This window comes from Duncaniella dubosii (assembly GCF_004803915.1).
GTDB lineage: Bacteria > Bacteroidota > Bacteroidia > Bacteroidales > Muribaculaceae > Duncaniella > Duncaniella dubosii.
Genome location: NZ_CP039396.1, coordinates 1021739 through 1040426, shown reverse-complemented (window position 1 = coordinate 1040426; position 18688 = coordinate 1021739). Strand labels below are relative to the sequence as shown.

Sequence of the window (18688 nt, the reverse complement as noted above, 5' to 3'; positions counted from 1 at the left end):
GCAGTCAGTATGCCTCCTGCGAAATGATGTCGGTAAATGCAGAGCGGACGGAGTTAAGTTTAGAATCTTGCCGGGATTTGGCGATTATTGGCCGGAAGATGATGCTTATCTATGCCATGTGAGTTCGGGAGTGCCTGTGAAGTGATTGATGTAGCGGGCGAGTGCGAAGAGGTAGTCGCTGAGGCGGTTGATATATGTGAGGACTATCGGAGCTACAAACGCTCCTGTGTCGGCGAGGTTGAGGATTTCGCGCTCGGCACGGCGGCAGATGGTGCGTGCGACATGGGCGTGGGCTGCCCCGATCGACCCGCCGGGGAGGACGAACAGACGGATCGGTGGGACAGACGAGTCGAGAAGGTCGATCTGATGTTCAAGCTCGGTGAGGACAGGGGTGAGCGTGGCTGTGATTTTTTCGGCAGGGCCGTCGGTCTGAGACTCCGGCTCGGGGGATTGGCCGGGAGTGTCGCCGGCAGGCGCTTCGGGCTGACTGTCGGTCTGTGGCGATGGTGTGGCGAGATATGCGCCGATGTTGAACAGAGTGTTGTTGATTGACAGGAGTGTCGCTGTCACGAAGTTGTCAAGCTCGGTGCAATGAGCCTGTACGAGTCCTATCATGGCGTTGAGTTCGTCAAGGGTTCCATAGGCTGATACGCGGGGCGAATTTTTGGCGACGCGCTGTCCTCCGATGAGAGAGGTCATGCCGGTGTCGCCTGTGCGGGTGTAAAGAGGGCTTTTTTTCATGATTCGGGTTGTGTTTTTGCATTAAGTGGCAAATTTCGTAAATTTGCACCATTATATAAACAATCAAGACACTAAAAATAGCAATAATTATGTTCTCAGGCATAGTAGAAGAGGCTGCGCAGGTGGTTGACGTGGTTAGAAAGGACGGCAATGTCGACCTGCGGGTGAAGTGCAGTTTCACGGACGAGCTAAAAATCGACCAGAGCGTGGCTCACAACGGAGTCTGTCTGACAGTGGTTTCGCTTCCGGGCGACGGAACTTATACCGTGACAGCCATTCAGGAGACACTCGACCGCAGCAATCTTGGTCTGCTCGAAGCGGGCAGTCTCGTGAACCTTGAGCGCTCGATGGTGATGAACGGCCGGCTGGACGGGCATATCGTGCAGGGCCATGTGGACTGTACGGCGGTCTGCGAGGCAATCGAAGAGGTTGAAGGCAGCCGCTACTACAAATTTGCATATAATGTGGCTCCCGAAATGGCGGCCAAAGGCTATGTGACAGTCGAAAAGGGTTCGGTCACGGTCAACGGAGTCAGCCTTACCGTCTGTGACTCGGAGCGCTACTCATTCCGGGTGGCCATCATTCCCTACACGTTCGAGCATACCAATTTCAAGGAAATCGAGGTCGGGACTAAGGTCAACATCGAGTTCGATATCATCGGTAAGTATTTGGCGCGCTTGAAGGAATTCTAAACAGTCGCGCTCGTAACTTGCTGACATCCGGGCGCTGAACCAAACGGCGGCGGTGTTTGTTGTACAAAACGGTAGCTTGTGGCGCGGGCACGATTGAGATTTTAACTTTTTTAAATTAAAATTATTGGAAAGAGCGTTGCAAAATAGGCTATCTTTGCAGACTTGATGACAATTAAATCAAAAAATAATTATGGAAAATAAAGAATTGGACCGTATCAGCTATGCTCTCGGATTGAGCATGGGCAACAATTTCCGTGCGAGCGGCATTCAGGAAATCAACGTACAGGATTTCGCCGACGGAGTTGCCGCTGTGTTCTATGGCAGCGAACCCAAGATGAGCTACGACGAGGCAAAGGCTGAGATTCAGAAATATTTCACCGCACTTGAGGAGAAGCAGCGTGCCGAGGCAGCCAAGATGGCCGACGTGAATGAGGCAGCCGGCAAGCAGTTCCTCGAAGAGAACGGCAAGCGCGTGGAGGTCAAGACCACAGCTTCCGGCCTGCAGTATGAGGTGATTACCGAAGGCGACGGCGAGATGCCTACCGCTCAGGATCAGGTCGAGGTCCACTACACAGGCAAACTTATCGACGGCACTGTGTTTGACAGCTCTGTAGAGCGTGGCGTACCCGCGACATTCGGTGTGACACAGGTTATCCCCGGATGGGTTGAAGCACTCCAGCTCATGAAGGCCGGATCGAAGTGGCGTCTGTTCATTCCCTCGCAGCTGGCATACGGCCCGCAGGGCGCAGGCGGTGTGATTGGCCCGAACGCGACTCTTATCTTTGACGTAGAGCTGCTCAAGGTAATCAAGAAATAAGAAAAATCTATCCTATAGCCGAGAAGGTGCGGGCGCTATGACAGTGGCGGCCGCACTTCGGCGTAAAAAATAGAAAACGACAAGAAAACACCATTAAAAAATAAAATTTACAAAAGTTTATGAAAAAGCTAATTATGGCTTGCGGCGTGGCCGCAGTGCTGCTCGGCGCGAGCTCATGCGGCAATTCATCATCAAGCAATGCCAACAAGGGATTCGGCGATTCACTCTCTGTAGCTATGGGCGAGGCTCAGGGCTGCCGTCTTGCATCGGAATATCTCACCCTCCCCGAAGATCAGAAAGCTAATCTTAAGAAAGAAGACATTCTCCGCGGTCTCAAGCAGGTGATCATGACCGACACCACCCAGCAGGGCTACCTTACAGGTCTCAGCTTCGGTCTGCAGCTCGTAGGTCAGCTCTTCCGTTATGAGGAAGCAGGTGTGCCCATCGACCGTGCCAAGCTTTATGAGGCATACGCCAAGGCATTCTCTGCCGATACAGTCAATCAGGATGCTCTCCGTGAGGCACAGACCCAGTTCCAAGTTCTCGCAGAACAGGCACAGCAGAAGATGATGGAATTTTACCAGCAGAAGGAAGAAGAAGCCCGTCAGGCCAAGGAAAACAGCCCCGAAGCTAAGGAAAACACTGCTGCCGGCGAGGCTTATCTGAAGGATCAGATGGCTAAAGACCCCGCAATCAAGGTGCTTCCTTCAGGTCTTGCATACAAGGTGATCAAGGAAGGTACAGGCGAAGCAGTCGGTCAGAACGGCAGCGCCAAGGTGAAATATACCGGCAAGCTCATCGACGGCAAAGTGTTTGACAGCAACTCAGACGGTGTCGTGATGAACCCCAAGCGTGTCGTTCCCGGTTTCGGTGAAGGTCTCGCCATGATGAAGAACGGTTCACAGTATGTGCTCTATATCCCCGGCAATCTTGCCTATGGAGTCGACGGCAACCAGCAGGCCGGCATTGCACCCAACGCAATGCTCGTGTTTGAGGTTGAGACTTCCGACATCACTCCCGCTAATTAATAATATTTGTGTGCATGTAGCCCTGTCGGATGACAGAGGCTGATAAACGCGCACATAGAAAAGACGACAGGTTCCTATTCCGGATCTCTCTGTTCGGTAAATGAGCAGAGAGATGGAATAGAAACTTGTCGTCTTTATTTGTTTTTTTTAACGGTAATGATTAAATTTGCAAGCGTATAATCATATCGATATCAATTGGTCACATTATAATAATCAAGGAAAAGATGAAAAACATAGTATTGTCGTCGGCACGGACAGTAAACCTGATAGCTTTTGCCGCAGGATGGATATTAGTGGTGTGGATTGCGATGTTTCCCGGGCCGCTTGCCCTACAGATTGTAGCCATGACACTGTTTTGCGCTTATCTAATATCGCTGTTTCTATGTCTGCGCGCCAACGGATGGTCGTGGAAGGCATTCAGACGCGACGGCATTTCCGGCGGTGGCATGTCGAGCGTGATGTGGATGATCGCATTTATGATTGCAAAGCTAAGTTCCCCGGAGGTTAAGGAGATTGTGGCCGGTATCGCGCTGGCCATACTGATTTTCGGACTGCTGTATTTCAGTCTTAGCACTAAGTGCATCCAGACTGAGGAATAACAACAGGGTCGTACGGATGTACGACCCTGTCGGCTTCTTATCTCGCTGAAGGACTGTTTGCTTCGGATGCCATTTCAATCCGGAGGTGGGAGTCCGGGTGACGTAGCACAAGACAGGAGGCTTCGGTGAGGACTACGCCTTCGGTGTTGCGGACACCCTGCTTGCGGAAGCTGATGCGGTCGGCCGAGAAAGGGACATGGGTGTATTTGGTGATGTATTCAGGATCTATTACCATGCCACAGTTCTCTTTGCCGCAGAGGTCGAAGACCTCGGAGTGATGAACATAGAGTGTCCCGAACTTGGAGACAATGCGGTGGAAGTCGATGCCCCATACGACTTCCCTGTCATCGGCGCTGATTGACTTGACATGAGGAGTCATGCAGATAGCCTCTATAAGCCCTGATCCACCGATGAGCACTTTGCGCGATGAGCCCGACCGTCCGGTGAAAGCCGCACGCGAGAGGGCTGTGAGTCCCTGCTCGGTCATATTCTCGTAGGTGAAAGTGCGGTCGGTCTGATTCCAGATGCCTCCTGTGAACAGGATTTCATCCTGACTGTCGGGGAGTGAGATGCGGGCGCGTGCTCCGAAGAGAAACGATTTCTCGATGCCCATGCGCATGTCCATTATGGCTACTTCTTCCTGATCAGAGAATGTCCAGCCGACTTCTTTATCGGAAAGTCGCTGATAGAAACCTTCTTCGACCTGACTTTTGAATATTTGGCAGAAATTGTAGTTTTTGCGTGGAAGCGCGACGTATTGTGATGTCTGGACATCGAGTTCGCGGGCTGCGCGACCCATGCGTGTGACGTTAGTGCCTTGTTCGATTGTTCCGATTTCTATACCGGCTTCGCCTTCGGGGATGTTTACTGGAATGAGCGAGATGCTGTCGGCGTTGATTGCCGAGACATAGGCCACGAGGTGCTGTCCTTTGTAAGAACCCTTAGGGATGATGACCGATGGGAGAAGGACGGTTTCGGTCTCAGTGAAGATGGCGGCGTTTTCGACAGGGAGTTCAAAGGATTGTCCGGCGGCGAGAGTGACTCCGCGGAGCGACCGTGAGGTTTTCGAAGCCCCGTCCTTGATATCGACCGAATAGTATTCCACTTTCATTGATTTGGCTTTTCGCGCTCCGACCATTCGTGAAATCTGGTCGAGAGGGGTGGACGAGGGGCGCACTTTTGCTATGCGTTCGTCGATTTCGCTGCGGAGCAGGGTGGGGGCGAGTTCGTTGGTGAGCTGGGTAGTGAGCATTTTTTTTAAGTATTAAGTACGAAGTACAAAGTATTAAGTACAAAGTATTAAGTACAAGGGATTAAGTACAAAGTACAAATAATAATAATGGGCTAAGGGGTGAGGGGTGTGTCCCAGACGCTTTTGCGCGGAGTGTTCAGGATGATGTGTCGGTCGATGTCGGTTGTGTTGTTTTCTGTGTCGGGTTTCTGAGGTGGGGTCTGTGTGTCAGTTGTCTGCTGAGCGGGGTCGGTGGTGTCATTTTCAGGATGTCTTACAAATTCAAGTGGTGCGGGTGTCATGGAATGGGATTTTTGAGGGTGGATAAATGGTTGTTGCCGGGTTGACGAGGAAATAGACAAAGGAAAATAAGGGGTGATGGTTGTGGAGCGACATTGCAAAGTTAAGGGACGGCAGGGGGCAAAAAGGTGCGATAATGCAAAACGAAGAGAAAAAATCATGGTGAAGGCATAGAAAAAGTCCCGTCCGACAATCGTCGGACGGGACTTATGAAGTGTGTGTCAGTCAATGTTGAGAGGAGATTTCCACCTCCTATACATTATTATATAATAGAGGTGTTAGAGACGCGGGTTCTGTCAGTCAGCGTCGAGAGTACAGATGGAAACGCGGTTCCAGGATTCTTCGCTGAACATGTGTCCGATACCTTCACCTTCGGCGTTGATGCGCTTGGGATCAATTTTATATCTCTTGATTAGGGCGTTCTTGACAGATTCTGCACGAGCCTTAGCGAGACGTTCGTTGACATCGGCTGGGCCGTCGGCCGAAGCATATCCGCGGACCTGTACGGTGGCCTTGGGATGGTTGTTGAGGTAGGCAGCGATCATTTCGATGTTAGGCTGCTGGTCTGCTGTAATCACGCTCGAACCGATCTTGAAGAAGACGTAGCGGACAGATTCGAGATTGTTTTCCTTGATGATCTTTGCCGGTTTTGCATTGGCGGCTGCGAGAGCGGCTGTAAGTTCGGCATTCTTTGCATCGGCTGCTGCAAGGGCTGCGTTGCGTCCGTCGACTTCAGCACGGAGGGCGTTGACACGTCCGTTGAGTTCTGAAAGTTCGGCAGAGTTGTCGGGGCAGTTCACGCATTCGAAGCCGGGTCCGAAATTGTAGTTGAGGCCGACAGTGAGGTTGAAGTTGGCGCGTTTGAGGTCGAGACCCTGATCGTCATGTCCTGTTCCGTTGCCGGTGACATTCCAGAGGACACTCGGTTTTAGCGAGATTCCGAAATGGTCGGTTACGGCAAAGTTGAAGTTGAGGCCGGCTTTTGCGCCGATGTTGCTGTGGTCGCTTCCGTAGCTTACGTAGTCATGCATCCATCCGATGCCGACAACAGCATCGATTGTGAAGGGACGCGGTTCGCAGCGGAAACCGCAGAATGCGTTAGTTAGATTGAACGTACCGTAGGCACCGAGATAGGTATCGTCGAAGGCGGTCTTGCTACTGCGTCCGCCATTGACGGTCGATGTGTTGATGCCTGCCACGCCTTCGATGCCGAGGCCGAAGAGCGGAGTAAGCTGTTTCCCAAGATGCAGGCCTACGGTCGGGCGCATGTTACCGAAAAAGGAGTGGCCTTTGAGCGGGGTGGTGATACCACCGTCGAGGCCGAGCTGCCAATTATCGCCAAATGTCGGGCGTTCGATCAGATCCTGGGCTGAGGCACCCATAATACAGCCGACGAGGGCTGAAGCAAGAATTAATCGTTTCATGTCTTTGCTTTTTTAGTTGAAGTGTAAGTGCTTTTCTTTCGAAACGCGATGTTTTTTCTTTTTTAATGGATATTACTTATTGTTTTTTTATTGGTTTTTTGAGTTTAAAGTTTGAGAGTTTTGTCTAATAAACAACTGACATCAGAAAAGAAGCCGAGATGTTAGAGAAATTTAACAGATTGTGTTACAAAAATTAAAAGCATGAAACGTGCGGTTCTTATTGTATGTCGGACTATAAGGCGCATGGCTTGTATAAAGGTATAATTGCGGAACAGACAAGGCATTTGGAAGAAAAAGACAGAGCGAAGTGATAGCTTATTGTATAATTGACGTGAACACGACCCCTTACTGTAGACGGTAAGAAAACGAAAGGCGCTCATTTTTATGTTATACAACATATTTTTGAGTGGACACGTGATTTGTAAAATTCGTACATTTGCCATCGCAAACGATTGACAATGCCTCCGGTGCCAGCCGGAGCGGTCTTCATTGCGAGAACCTTAAAGTACCGACTAACACAAAAATCACTAAGTTTTATGGCGGCACCACTTGCCAATAATCATATCTCGGTCGACTGCGTTGTACTCGGCTTCGATGGTGAAAGTCTGAATGTGCTACTCAGCAAACGGAGCGGTTGCGACTCAAACGGCAAGGTTTTCATGGACTATAAACTGCCGGGCAGCCTCATCTATCAGGATGAGGATCTCGACGACGCTGCATCGAGAGTGCTCAAGGAACTGACCGGTGTCAGCGACGTGACGCTGACACAGTTCAAGGCTTTCGGGTCGAAGGACCGCACGAGCAATCTGCGCGATGTCCACTGGCTTGAAAAGGAACAGGCAAAGGTGAAGCGTATAGTGACCATAGCCTACTTTTCACTTGTCAAGCTTGACAAGACACTTGAAAAGACAGTCAACACTGAAGTGGCCGAATGGCAACGGCTCAATCAGCTCGGTCGCCTTGCCTTTGACCACAACCTGATAATCGCCGAGGCTCTGAAGGCCATAAGACGCGAGGCTGACAACAACCGTGCGCTCATCTTCAACCTTCTGCCGAAGAAATTTACGGCATCGCAGTTCAGGATGCTGATGGAGATTATCTATGACAAACAGCTCGACGTGAGAAATTTCCATAAGAAAATCTCGCAGCTGTCATATATCATACCTCTCGACGAGCGGCAGCAGGGAGTGGCTCACAGGGCGGCCCGCTACTACCGCTTCGACAAGAAAGCCTACAGTGGCTCTCGTTAGCCGGACGACACCTGCAGGCGGATTTTTCGAAATTTAACCAACAGAATTAACGTTACATCATAACCAAACACAACACGAAATATGTATCTTTTAGGATATGACATAGGCAGTTCCTCTGTTAAGGCGAGCCTTGTGAATGTCGAGACCGGAAAGACCGTGGCATCGGACTTCTATCCCCGTACCGAGGCCGAGATCATAGCAGTGAAGCCCGGATGGGCCGAACAGCGTCCCCAGCAGTGGTGGGACAGTCTTAAACATGCCACCGAGAGCATACTCGCTTCGTCAAAGGCCGATCCGAAGGACATCAAGGCGATAGGCATATCCTATCAGATGCACGGCCTCGTGATGGTCGACAAGAACAAAGTACCTCTGCGTCCGGCCATCATCTGGTGTGACTCGCGAGGTGTGCCATACGGCGAAAAGGCCTTCAACGAACTCGGCGAAGAGAAGTGTCTCAGCCACATACTCAACTCACCCGGCAACTTCACCGCCACCAAGCTTGCGTGGGTCAAGGAAAACGAGCCTCAGGTGTTTGAGAAAATCGACAAGATTATGCTTCCCGGCGACTATATCGCCATGCGTCTGACCGACCGCATCTGCACCACCGTCTCCGGACTGTCGGAAATGATGCTCTGGGACTTCAAGGAAAACAAGGTTGCCGGATTCCTGATGGATTATCTCGGATTTGACGGGAGCATAATCCCCGAAATCGTCCCGACATTCTCGATTCAGGGCCGTGTGACAGCCGAAGCGGCTGCCGAGCTTGGTCTCACCGAGGGCACTCCGGTGTCGTATCGAGCAGGCGACCAGCCAAACAACGCGCTTTCGCTCAACGTGTTTAATCCCGGTGAAATAGCATCGACCGCAGGAACTTCAGGAGTGGTCTATGGTGTGCTTGGCGAGGTGAACTATGATGTCAAGAGCCGTGTCAACACGTTTGCCCACGTCAACCACAGCGACGAGGCCACCCGTCTGGGCGTGTTGCTCTGCATCAACGGCACGGGCATTCTCAATTCGTGGAGCAAGCGCACCGTCGCCCCCGAGGGCATAAGCTATGCCGAGATGAACGATGTCGCAGCCAAAGCTCCGATCGGAGCTGAAGGCGTGTCGGTCATCCCCTTCGGCAACGGAGCGGAGCGTGTGTTGCAGAACAAGGAGGTCAACTGCTCGATCCACGGTGTGAACTTCCTCACCCACAACAAATCTCACCTTCTCCGTGCGGCTCAGGAGGGCATCGTGTTCTCGTTCATGTATGGAATGGAGATTATGGAGCAGATGGGCATGCCGATTAACAAGATTCACGCCGGACATGCCAACATGTTCCTCAGTCCGCTTTTCCGCAACACGCTTGCCGGCGTGAGCGGTGCGACCATCGAGCTTTACGACACCGACGGTTCAGTCGGCGCGGCCAAGGGTGCGGGAATAGGCGCAGGAATCTATCGCGACAACAACGAGGCGTTCGCGTCGCTCGAAAAAATCGAGATCATCGAGCCTTCGGTCAGCGACAGCCGTGCCTATCGCGATGCCTACGATCTGTGGAAGGAGCGCCTGATGCGCGAAATCTGATTTATAAATATAGAAACAATATACTTAATCTTTAATACATCTATCAATACATTTATTATGGCAGTAAAAGAATATTTTCCCGGTATAGGAAAAATCAAGTTTGAAGGCAAGGACTCAAAGAACCCTATGGCCTATCGTTACTATGACGCAGAAAAAGTTGTGCTCGGCAAGCCTATGAAAGAATGGCTCAAGTTTGCTATGGCATGGTGGCACACTCTCTGTGCTGAAGGCGGCGACCAGTTCGGCGGAACTTCAAAGAAATTCCCTTGGAACATCGGTCCTGACGAAATGACCATCGCAAAGCAGAAGGCCGACGCAGGTTTCGAGTTCATGCAGAAGATGGGCATCGAATATTTCTGCTTCCACGACACCGACCTCATCGGCGACCTCAACGACATCGACGACTACGAAGGCCGCATGAAGGAAATCGTTGCCTACCTCAAGGCTAAGATGGACGAAACCGGAATCAAGAACCTCTGGGGCACAGCAAACGTGTTTGGCAACGGCCGCTACATGAACGGCGCTGCAACCAACCCTGATTTCGATGTTGTTGCCCGTGCAGCAGTCCAGATCAAGAACGCTATCGACGCTACTATCGCTCTCGGCGGTCAGAACTATGTGTTCTGGGGTGGACGCGAAGGCTACATGAGCCTCCTCAACACCGACCAGAAGCGTGAGAAAGAGCATCTCGCAACTATGCTCCGCATGGCCCGCGACTATGCCCGCTCAAAAGGCTTCACCGGCACATTCCTCATCGAACCCAAGCCTATGGAACCCTCTAAGCACCAGTATGACGTCGACACTGAGACTGTCATCGGCTTCCTCAAGGCTCACGGTCTCGAAAATGACTTCAAGGTGAACATCGAGGTTAACCACGCTACTCTCGCCGGCCACACTTTCGAACACGAACTCGCAGTGGCTGTCGACAACGGCATGCTCGGCTCTATCGACGCTAACCGTGGTGACTACCAGAACGGCTGGGATACCGACCAGTTCCCCATCGACAACTTCGAGCTTACCCAGGCAATGATGCAGATCATCCGTAACGGCGGCCTCGGCAACGGCGGTACTAACTTTGACGCCAAGACTCGTCGCAACTCTACCGACCTCGAAGATATCTTCATCGCTCACATCGCCGGTATGGACGCAATGGCACGTGCGCTCGAAAGCGCTGCCGCAATCCTTGAGGAATCACCCTACAAGACCATGTTCGCCGAGCGCTACGCTTCGTTCGACGGTGGCAAGGGTAAGGAATTCGAGGAAGGCAAGCTCTCTCTTGAAGACGTGGTTGCCTACGCCAAGACTCAGCCCGAACCCAAGCAGACCTCAGGCAAGCAGGAGCTTTACGAAGCTATCGTTGCCATGTATTGCTAAGCGGAGAAATCAGTGTGTATTCCCCGTGAATACCTCACTGTTTCCATGAAACAATGTTCGTGCGGCATCAGACAGATGATGCCTGCACGGACATTTTCCTCTAATAGATTCCCGACACACATCCTCTTCCACTCAGCCCCGCTCCTCATAAACCGCTACTCTGAAAACAATCAACAATAACTATATAACCCATCAAAAACTTCTTACCTAACCATGAACTATCCTCAGAAAGGAAGCAAGGTCTACCTCTTTTCGATTGTGCTCGTCGCAGTGCTCGGAGGCTTGCTTTTCGGCTATGACACGGCCGTGATTTCAGGTGCCGAGAAGGGGCTGCAGGCTTTCTTCCTCGGAGCAAAAGATTTTGTCTACACTGACACCATCCACGGCATCACTTCGTCGAGTGCTCTGCTCGGCTGTATCATCGGAGCTGCCGTTTCGGGCTTCTTCGCTTCATATTTCGGACGCAAGAAATCGCTTGCCATCGCCGGCATTTTCTTTTTCCTCTCTGCGCTCGGCAGTTATTATCCCGAGTTCCTTTTCTTTGACTACGGCACTCCGACTTCAGGGCTGATGATCGCCTTTAACTTCTACCGTATTCTCGGAGGCATCGGTGTGGGACTCGCGTCGGCTATATGCCCGATGTATATCGCCGAGGTAGCCCCGTCGAATCTGCGAGGCACACTCGTGTCGTGGAACCAGTTTGCCATCATCTTCGGCCAGCTTGTGGTCTATTTCGTCAACTTCCTTATCCTCGGAGAGCATACTCAGCCAGTCATCGAGAAAATCGGTGCTACGCTCTATCAGGTCAGCGCCGAGTCCGACACATGGACCATAGAGAAAGGCTGGCGCTACATGTTTGGTTCTGAAGCTATTGTAGCCGGTCTGTTCACCATCCTCGTAAGCCTTGTGCCCGAATCACCGCGCTATCTCGCCCTCACCAGCCGCGACGAGAAGGCTCTCGGTGTGCTCTCGCACATCAACGGCTATGAGAAAGCCAAAGAAATCCTTGCCCAGATCAAGAGCACAGTCGAGGTCAAGAGCGAAAAGCTCTTCTCGTTTGGCATCATGGTCATATTTGTCGGCGTGATGCTTTCGGTGTTCCAGCAGGCGGTCGGCATCAATGCCGTGCTCTACTACGCACCCCGTATCTTCGAGTCGATGAACATGGGCAACCCGATGGTGCAGACTATCATCATGGGCATCGTCAACATCTCGTTCACCCTCGTTGCAGTCTTCTCGGTTGAGAAGCTCGGACGCAAGCCCCTGCTCATCTGGGGGTCGATCGGCATGGCTATCGGCGCGTTTGGCGTGGCTCTCAGCAATATAGTCGACGGTATCGCTCCGATCATCCCTGTTGTCTCGATTATGGTCTACTCGGCTTCGTTCATGTTCTCATGGGGCCCCATCTGCTGGGTGCTCATCGCCGAGATCTTCCCCAACACCATCCGTTCGCAGGCAGTGGCCATCGCGGTGGCTTTCCAGTGGATTTTCAACTTCATCGTCTCGTCGACCTTCGTTCCGATGTATAACATGCACGGTCTCGGCATGGGCGACAAGTTCGGCCACATGTTTGCCTACGCGCTCTACGGCATCATCTGCGTCATCGCCGCATGGTTCGTCGCCGCCCTCGTCCCCGAAACCAAGGGCAAGACCCTCGAAGACATGACCAACCTCTGGCGCAACCGCGATAAGAAGTAATCTCCCCAAAGGTTTCTTCGTCAATCCTCCCCCATGGCTGATTAGCCTTGGGTATATCAGACAAAAGGCTGCATTCCGTCATGGATGCGGCCTTTTATTGCATTGCGTGGTAGGCGATAGTGTGTCAGATTGCGGAACTTTAAAACTGAAAATTTATGGGTGACAATAGGATGTTATATTATTGTAATTTTTAAGATCCGATAGATACAACAAGCGCTTAAATCAATACGCGACAATTGCCTTGTTTCGGTTTAGGTAGGATTCCAAATGATTCAAGGATTAGGACAGTATCCCCGTCATCTGATTATTTATTTGTATTGGCTGGAATGGTATTAACAATAAATGGGATAATTTTATTTTAGAGTTTCGCGAGATTTGTTTAACTTTGCGAGTAACTAACGAATTACATTTTACCCTTGGATTTACCAAAGAAATTATGGCAAAATTTGATAAGATCGCTGTCCTCGCCAAGATGGGTGAGACCGGTGTTGTGCCCGTTTTCTACCACAAAGACGCAGAAGTTGCAAAGCAGGTTGTAAAGGCTTGCTACGATGGTGGCATCCGTGCGTTTGAGTTCACCAACCGTGGTGACTTCGCTCACGAAGTTTTTGCAGAGGTAGTGAAGTTTGCTGCAAAGGAATGTCCTGAAATGGCAATGGGTGTCGGCTCGATTGTCGATCCAGCTACCGCCGCACTCTACATCCAGCTCGGCGCATGCTTCGTTGTCGGCCCGCTCTTCAACCCTGAAGTTTCACGCGTATGTAACCGCCGTCTCGTTCCCTATACCCCAGGTTGCGGAACAGTCAGCGAAGTCGGTGCCGCACAGGAAACCGGCTGCGACCTTTGCAAGTGTTTCCCCGGCGACGTGCTCGGCACAAAGTTCGTCAAGGGTCTCCTTGCTCCCATGCCTTGGACCAAGCTTATGGTCACCGGCGGCGTAGAACCTACAAAGGAAAACATCGAAGGCTGGATCAAGGCCGGTGTATGGTGTGTCGGCATGGGTTCAAAACTCTTCCGAAAGACCGCGTGGCCGCTCAGGACTGGCAGTATGTCACCGACAAGTGCCGTGAGGCTCTCTCTTATGTTGTTGAGGCCCGCAAATAATATGCACTGACCATAAAAAACGAAAACATCTACAGGCGCAGACGGGCCGGGGCTTTCCAACAGTCCTTCGTCCCGCATGCGCCTTTCCTATAGCTATACGCAACAATAATCATCACTTATCATAGACCAGATGGAAAAAACATGGCGTTGGTTCGGCCCCAACGATAAAATTACCCTCGAAATGCTCCGTCAGATCGGAGTCGAAGGCATCGTCACCGCCCTCCACCACATTCCCAACGGTGAGGTGTGGTCGCTTGAAGAGGTCGAGAAGATGAAAAACTTCATAGAGAAGGCAGGTCTGCGCTGGAGCGTGGTCGAGAGTCTCCCGGTGAGCGAGTCGATCAAATATGCCGGCCCTGACCGCGACCAACTTATCGAGAACTACAAGGAGTCGCTCCGTAATCTCGGCAAGGCAGGTGTCAAGACAATATGCTACAACTTCATGCCGGTGCTCGACTGGGCACGCACCGACCTTGAATATCCCAACCCCGACGGGACTTCAAACCTCTACTTCAACCGCGCTGAGTTCTCTTATTTCGATATCCACATCCTCAAGCGCGAGGGAGCGGAGAAGGACTACACAGACGAAATCCTTGCCCGTGTCGACGAGCTGAAGAAGACAATGGACGAGGAAGGCGAGAAGCGCCTCGTCGAGAACATCATTGTCAAGACTCAGGCTTCGTCAACGGCAACATTTCAGAAAGCGATCTCGACCCGGTCCAGAAGTTCCGCGAATTCCTCGCGCTCTACGACGGCATAGATGCCGACCAGCTCCGCGAGAACATGAAATATTTCCTCGAAGCCATCATGCCGGTCTGCGACGAATATGACATCAACATGTGTGTCCACCCCGACGATCCCCCGCTGCAGATTCTCGGCCTTCCGCGCATCGTCACCTGCGACGCCGACATCAAAGCTTTCCTTGACGCAGTGCCCAACCCTCACAACGGTCTGACGTTCTGCGCAGGTTCGCTCAGCGCCGGAGCCCACAACGATGTGCCTGAGCTGGCAAAGAAATATGCCGACCGCACCCACTTCGTCCATGCCCGCATCTGCAACGTGATGCCCAACGGCGACTTCAAGGAGTCGACCCACCTCGACCCGCGCCTTATCGACGTGGTACGCACGTTTGAGGAAAAACGTCCCGGAGTCCCGATGCGCGTCGACCACGCTCCGCTGATGCTCGGCGACGAAAAAATGGGCTACAACGCAGGCTATTCTTTCCACGGCCGAATGCTCGCCCTCGGGATGGTCTCGGGCATCATGGCGACAATCAATGCCGAAAAGGGCTGCTGATTAAAACGACAATTCAGAATACTATCTAAAAATCATGAACGAATTATTTTCAGTCAAGGACCATGTGGTGGTCATAACCGGCGGGACAGGTGTCCTCGGCCGCTGCATCGGCGAATATCTCGCGACACAGGGCGCGAAGGTGGTTATCCTCGGCCGCCGTCAGGAAGAGGGCGACGAGATTGTCAACGCTATCAAGGCCAAGGGCGGCGAAGCGATGTTTCTTGTCTCCGACGTGATGGATGCTGCCGTGGTGCAGGCTAACTGCGATGCAATCATGGCGAAATACGGACGTGTCGACGCTCTCCTAAATGCCGCAGGTGGCAATATGGCCGGAGCTGTCATTTCGCCCGAGGGCAATTTCTTCGATGTCAAGATCGACGCTTTCCAGAAAGTGCTCGACCTTAACCTCACAGGCACTGTAATCCCCACACAGATTTTCCTCAAGCCGATGGTCGAGGCCGGCAAAGGCTCGATTGTCAACTTCTCGTCGATGGCTGCTTTCCGTCCGATCACCCGAGTGATGGGCTATGCCGCCGCCAAGGCAGGTATCTCTAACTTCACAGCCTTCCTTGCTACGGAAGTGGCCACAAAGTTTACCTCGGGCATCCGTGTCAACGCCATCGCCCCGGGATTTTTCGTGACCAACCAGAACCGCGCGCTGCTCACCAATCCCGACGGCTCGCTGACTGCCCGTGGCGCAGCTGTGATCCGTCAGACACCTTTCGGCCGTTTCGGCGATCCCGAAGAGCTTTGCGGAACTATCCAGTATCTGATTTCCGACGCTTCAAGCTTCGTGACAGGTACGGTTGCCGTCGTCGACGGAGGTTTCAACGCCTTTGCGATGTAATAACGGCCCTACAGCCGGAACAAAACAGGAAATACCCGCTGCGAAAATAGTCGCAGCGGGTATTTCCTGTTTATACATTTGCATTATTCGGCAGCATCCGGTCAGTGTGAAATTGCAGACCGTTATGCTGCATTTCTCTTAAAGTTCGTCCATGTCGAGCGCGATGTAGTGCTGATAGGGATGGTCGCAAGCCGGACATACTTTCGGGGCTCTTTGCCGACCATCTGATAGCCGCATACGAGACACTGCCATGTGATGGGCTTGGTGCGTTTCCACACAGTTCCTTCCTTGACCTGTTTGAGATAGGCCATGAAACGTTCGTGGTGACGCTTCTCGATTGAGGCGATGGCTCTGAAATGTTCTGCGATTTCGGGGAAACCCTCCTCGTCGGCAACCTTTGCCGACTGGGTGTAAAGTTCAACGCCCTCGGTGAGTTCTTCCTGAGCGGCAGTGGCAAGATTCGATGCGGTATCGCCGATTTCTCCGGCATCCACGCCGAGACAGACGTCAAGCGAGCCTCCTTCGAGGTATTTGAAGAAAATTTTGCCATGGCGCAGTTCGTTGGCTGCTGTCTCGCGGAAAATCTCGCCGATTGGGAAATACTCTTCCTTGTCGGCCTGTCCTGCATAATAAGTGTAACGGGAATATGCTCCTGATTCAGCCATGTAGGCTATCACCAGATTTTTTTCAGTCTTTGTGCCTTTTATACTTTTCTTAGTCATAGTAATAGAGTGATTATATGTGTTAACTTTGATTATCCTGTCTCTTATAAACCATTATGGAGTATAAAATGTTGACATATCCTCACAAAAAAAGTCTCCGCCAATGCAAGCGGAGACTTTCCTATGGTTTTATCTGTGTCGTATATTACTCGACAGTGACTGATTTTGCAAGATTTCGGGGCTGGTCGACATCCTTGCCCTTGTTCACGGCGATATAGTAGGCAAGAAGCTGGAGTGGGATTGATGCTACAATCGGAGTGAGGCATTCGGGTACTTCGGGAATCTCGATGCAGAAGTCGGCGATGTCGTTCATGGCCTGATTGCCTTCCGACACGATTGCCACGACTGCTCCTCCACGTGACTTCACCTGTTGTACGTTGGAGATGATCTTGTCGTAGAGCGAATCGCTCGGAGCGATAATCACGCTCGGCATCTCATGATCGATGAGCGCAATCGGTCCGTGCTTCATCTCGGCGGCGGGGTAGCCTTCGGCGTGGATATATGAGATTTCCTTCAGCTTCAGTGCGCCTTCGAGGGCGGTGGGGTAGTTGTAGCCACGTCCGAGATAGAGGAAATTGTGGGCATAAGCGAAGATTTTCGAAAGTTTCTTCACTTCATCGTCAACTTTGAGAGCCTCCTTGATGGTCTCGGGCATTTTGTCGAGCGAAACGAGGATGTTGTGGAGCGTTTCGTTGTCGATTGTGCCGCGAAGCTGTCCGACAGAGAGCGCGAGCAACGTAAGCACTGTCACCTGACCTGTGAATGCCTTGGTTGATGCCACGCCGATTTCAGGGCCGACATGGATATATGTTCCAGAGTCGGTATTGCGGGGAATCGACGCTCCGACCACGTTGCAGATACCGTAGACAAACGCGCCTTTCTCACGGGCGAGCTGGATGGCAGCAAGAGTGTCGGCGGTCTCGCCCGACTGGCTTATCGAGATAACGATGTCTTTTTCGTTGAGCACCGGATTGCCGTAACGGAATTCCGAAGCATATTCAACTTCAACCGGAATCTGGCAGAAATCCTGAATGAGACGCTTGCCGATGAGGGCAGCGTGCCATGACGTACCGCAGGCCACGAGCGTGATGCGTTCAGCCTTCATGAAGCGCTCCTTGTTAAGCTCCACGCCAGAGAGGACCACACGCGAGCAATTGTCTACGATGCGGCCGCGCAGACAGTCGCGCAGCGTAGACGGCTGCTCGAAAATCTCCTTGAGCATGAATGTGTCATAGCCGCCCTTTTCAAGCTGGGCGAGCGAAAGTTTCAGCTTCTGGATGTTGATGTCTGAAGGTTTGTTGCTCGACAGCGAGATGACTTGAAGAGGCTCGTTGCGGCTGATGATGCCGATTTCGTTGTCTTTGAGATAGATAACCTTGTCGGTATATCCTACGATCGGAGTCGCGTCAGAGGCGATGAAAGTCTCGCCTTCGCCCACGCCGATTACCAGCGGCGAGCTTTTGCGTGCCACAATCATCGTGTCGGGATTTTCCTGCTCGACAACTGCGATGGCATACGCGCCTTCGACCTGAAGGAGCGCTTCGCGCACGGCTTCAAGGAGTGTGCATGAAGATGTGAGCTTGATATATTCGATGAGCTGGACAAGCACCTCGGTGTCTGTCTCGCTTTTGAATTCATATCCGTGGTCGGTCAGCACTTTTTTCAGCACTGAGTAGTTTTCGATAGTGCCGTTGTGGACGAGCGCTATCATGCCGCTCTGCGACACATGGGGATGGGCATTGGTGTCGTTCGGCTCGCCGTGTGTAGCCCAGCGGGTATGGGCGATACCGAGAGTACCTTCGATGCAGCCGGCTTGGGCAACATGTTCGAGGTTAGAAACTTTTCCCTGTGATTTATGGACATGAAGCTTCCCTTCGCTGTCGACAAGCGCTACACCGGCGCTGTCATAACCGCGATATTCAAGGCGCTTGAGTCCCTGTATCAGGATGTCATAGGCTCTGTTTGAGCCGATATAACCAACAATTCCGCACATAAAGTC

At 52.0% G+C, this 18688-nt stretch carries 15 protein-coding genes and 2 pseudogenes; 11 read left to right on the top strand and 6 right to left on the bottom strand.

Annotation, left to right across the window (positions count from 1 at the left end):
• Positions 1-105 precede the first annotated feature (105 nt).
• Positions 106-741 (bottom strand): cob(I)yrinic acid a,c-diamide adenosyltransferase, encoded by a 636-nt coding sequence (locus tag E7747_RS04520; protein WP_123613932.1) that lies wholly within the window; start codon positions 739-741, stop codon positions 106-108.
• 89 nt (positions 742-830) lie between these two features.
• Here E7747_RS04520 and E7747_RS04515 point away from each other — a divergent pair, with 89 nt between their 5' ends.
• From E7747_RS04515 to E7747_RS04500, 4 genes are all read left to right on the top strand, one after another.
• Positions 831-1433, top strand: coding sequence for a riboflavin synthase (locus E7747_RS04515; RefSeq protein WP_136414372.1), 603 nt, complete (start codon positions 831-833; stop codon positions 1431-1433).
• A 205-nt stretch (positions 1434-1638) separates the two neighbouring features.
• On the top strand, positions 1639-2250 hold the full coding sequence (locus E7747_RS04510; RefSeq protein WP_136417027.1) for an FKBP-type peptidyl-prolyl cis-trans isomerase: 612 nt from the start codon (positions 1639-1641) through the stop codon (positions 2248-2250).
• 119 nt (positions 2251-2369) lie between these two features.
• Entirely contained in the window at positions 2370-3278 is a 909-nt protein-coding gene (locus E7747_RS04505; protein WP_123613934.1) for an FKBP-type peptidyl-prolyl cis-trans isomerase, read from the top strand.
• A gap of 224 nt (positions 3279-3502) precedes the next feature.
• Positions 3503-3877 (top strand): hypothetical protein, encoded by a 375-nt coding sequence (locus tag E7747_RS04500; protein ID WP_136414370.1) that lies wholly within the window; start codon positions 3503-3505, stop codon positions 3875-3877.
• Positions 3878-3914: 37 nt separating this feature from the next.
• Here E7747_RS04500 and E7747_RS04495 read toward each other — a convergent pair whose 3' ends face one another.
• The 3 genes from E7747_RS04495 to E7747_RS04485 form a co-directional block, all read right to left on the bottom strand.
• On the bottom strand, positions 3915-5129 hold the full coding sequence (locus E7747_RS04495) for an SU10 major capsid protein (protein WP_123613936.1): 1215 nt from the start codon (positions 5127-5129) through the stop codon (positions 3915-3917).
• Positions 5130-5221: 92 nt separating this feature from the next.
• Entirely contained in the window at positions 5222-5410 is a 189-nt protein-coding gene (locus E7747_RS04490) for a hypothetical protein (RefSeq protein WP_136414368.1), read from the bottom strand.
• 294 nt (positions 5411-5704) lie between these two features.
• Positions 5705-6832 (bottom strand): OmpA family protein, encoded by a 1128-nt coding sequence (locus E7747_RS04485; protein WP_136414366.1) that lies wholly within the window; start codon positions 6830-6832, stop codon positions 5705-5707.
• 536 nt (positions 6833-7368) lie between these two features.
• On the opposite strand from E7747_RS04485, the gene E7747_RS04480 reads away from it, so the two are divergent.
• The 7 genes and pseudogenes from E7747_RS04480 (at position 7369) to E7747_RS04450 (ending at position 15967) form a co-directional block, all read left to right on the top strand.
• Positions 7369-8082 (top strand): NUDIX hydrolase, encoded by a 714-nt coding sequence (locus tag E7747_RS04480; protein WP_136414364.1) that lies wholly within the window; start codon positions 7369-7371, stop codon positions 8080-8082.
• Between the two features lie 81 nt (positions 8083-8163).
• Entirely contained in the window at positions 8164-9648 is a 1485-nt protein-coding gene (locus E7747_RS04475) for a xylulokinase (protein WP_136414362.1), read from the top strand.
• A 57-nt stretch (positions 9649-9705) separates the two neighbouring features.
• Complete coding sequence (gene xylA / locus E7747_RS04470) at positions 9706-11022, top strand: xylose isomerase (protein ID WP_123613941.1); 1317 nt, start codon at positions 9706-9708, stop codon at positions 11020-11022.
• 213 nt (positions 11023-11235) lie between these two features.
• Positions 11236-12720 carry a D-xylose transporter XylE gene (gene xylE / locus E7747_RS04465; protein WP_136414360.1) on the top strand — a complete coding sequence of 495 codons (1485 nt, stop codon included), beginning with the start codon at positions 11236-11238 and terminating at the stop codon, positions 12718-12720.
• Positions 12721-13156: 436 nt separating this feature from the next.
• Positions 13157-13824 (top strand): annotated as a pseudogene (locus E7747_RS04460) (bifunctional 4-hydroxy-2-oxoglutarate aldolase/2-dehydro-3-deoxy-phosphogluconate aldolase).
• 130 nt (positions 13825-13954) lie between these two features.
• Positions 13955-15120 (top strand): annotated as a pseudogene (gene uxuA / locus E7747_RS04455) (mannonate dehydratase).
• 34 nt (positions 15121-15154) lie between these two features.
• A complete protein-coding gene (locus E7747_RS04450; protein ID WP_123613945.1) occupies positions 15155-15967 on the top strand; it encodes an SDR family oxidoreductase in 813 nt (270 codons plus the stop codon).
• 122 nt (positions 15968-16089) lie between these two features.
• On the opposite strand, the gene E7747_RS04445 is transcribed toward E7747_RS04450, so the two are convergent.
• Both E7747_RS04445 and glmS read right to left on the bottom strand, forming a co-directional pair.
• Positions 16090-16689 (bottom strand): rubrerythrin family protein, encoded by a 600-nt coding sequence (locus E7747_RS04445; RefSeq protein ID WP_317130224.1) that lies wholly within the window; start codon positions 16687-16689, stop codon positions 16090-16092.
• A gap of 145 nt (positions 16690-16834) precedes the next feature.
• A complete protein-coding gene (gene glmS / locus E7747_RS04440; RefSeq protein ID WP_136414358.1) occupies positions 16835-18682 on the bottom strand; it encodes a glutamine--fructose-6-phosphate transaminase (isomerizing) in 1848 nt (615 codons plus the stop codon).
• Positions 18683-18688: the final 6 nt, after the last annotated feature.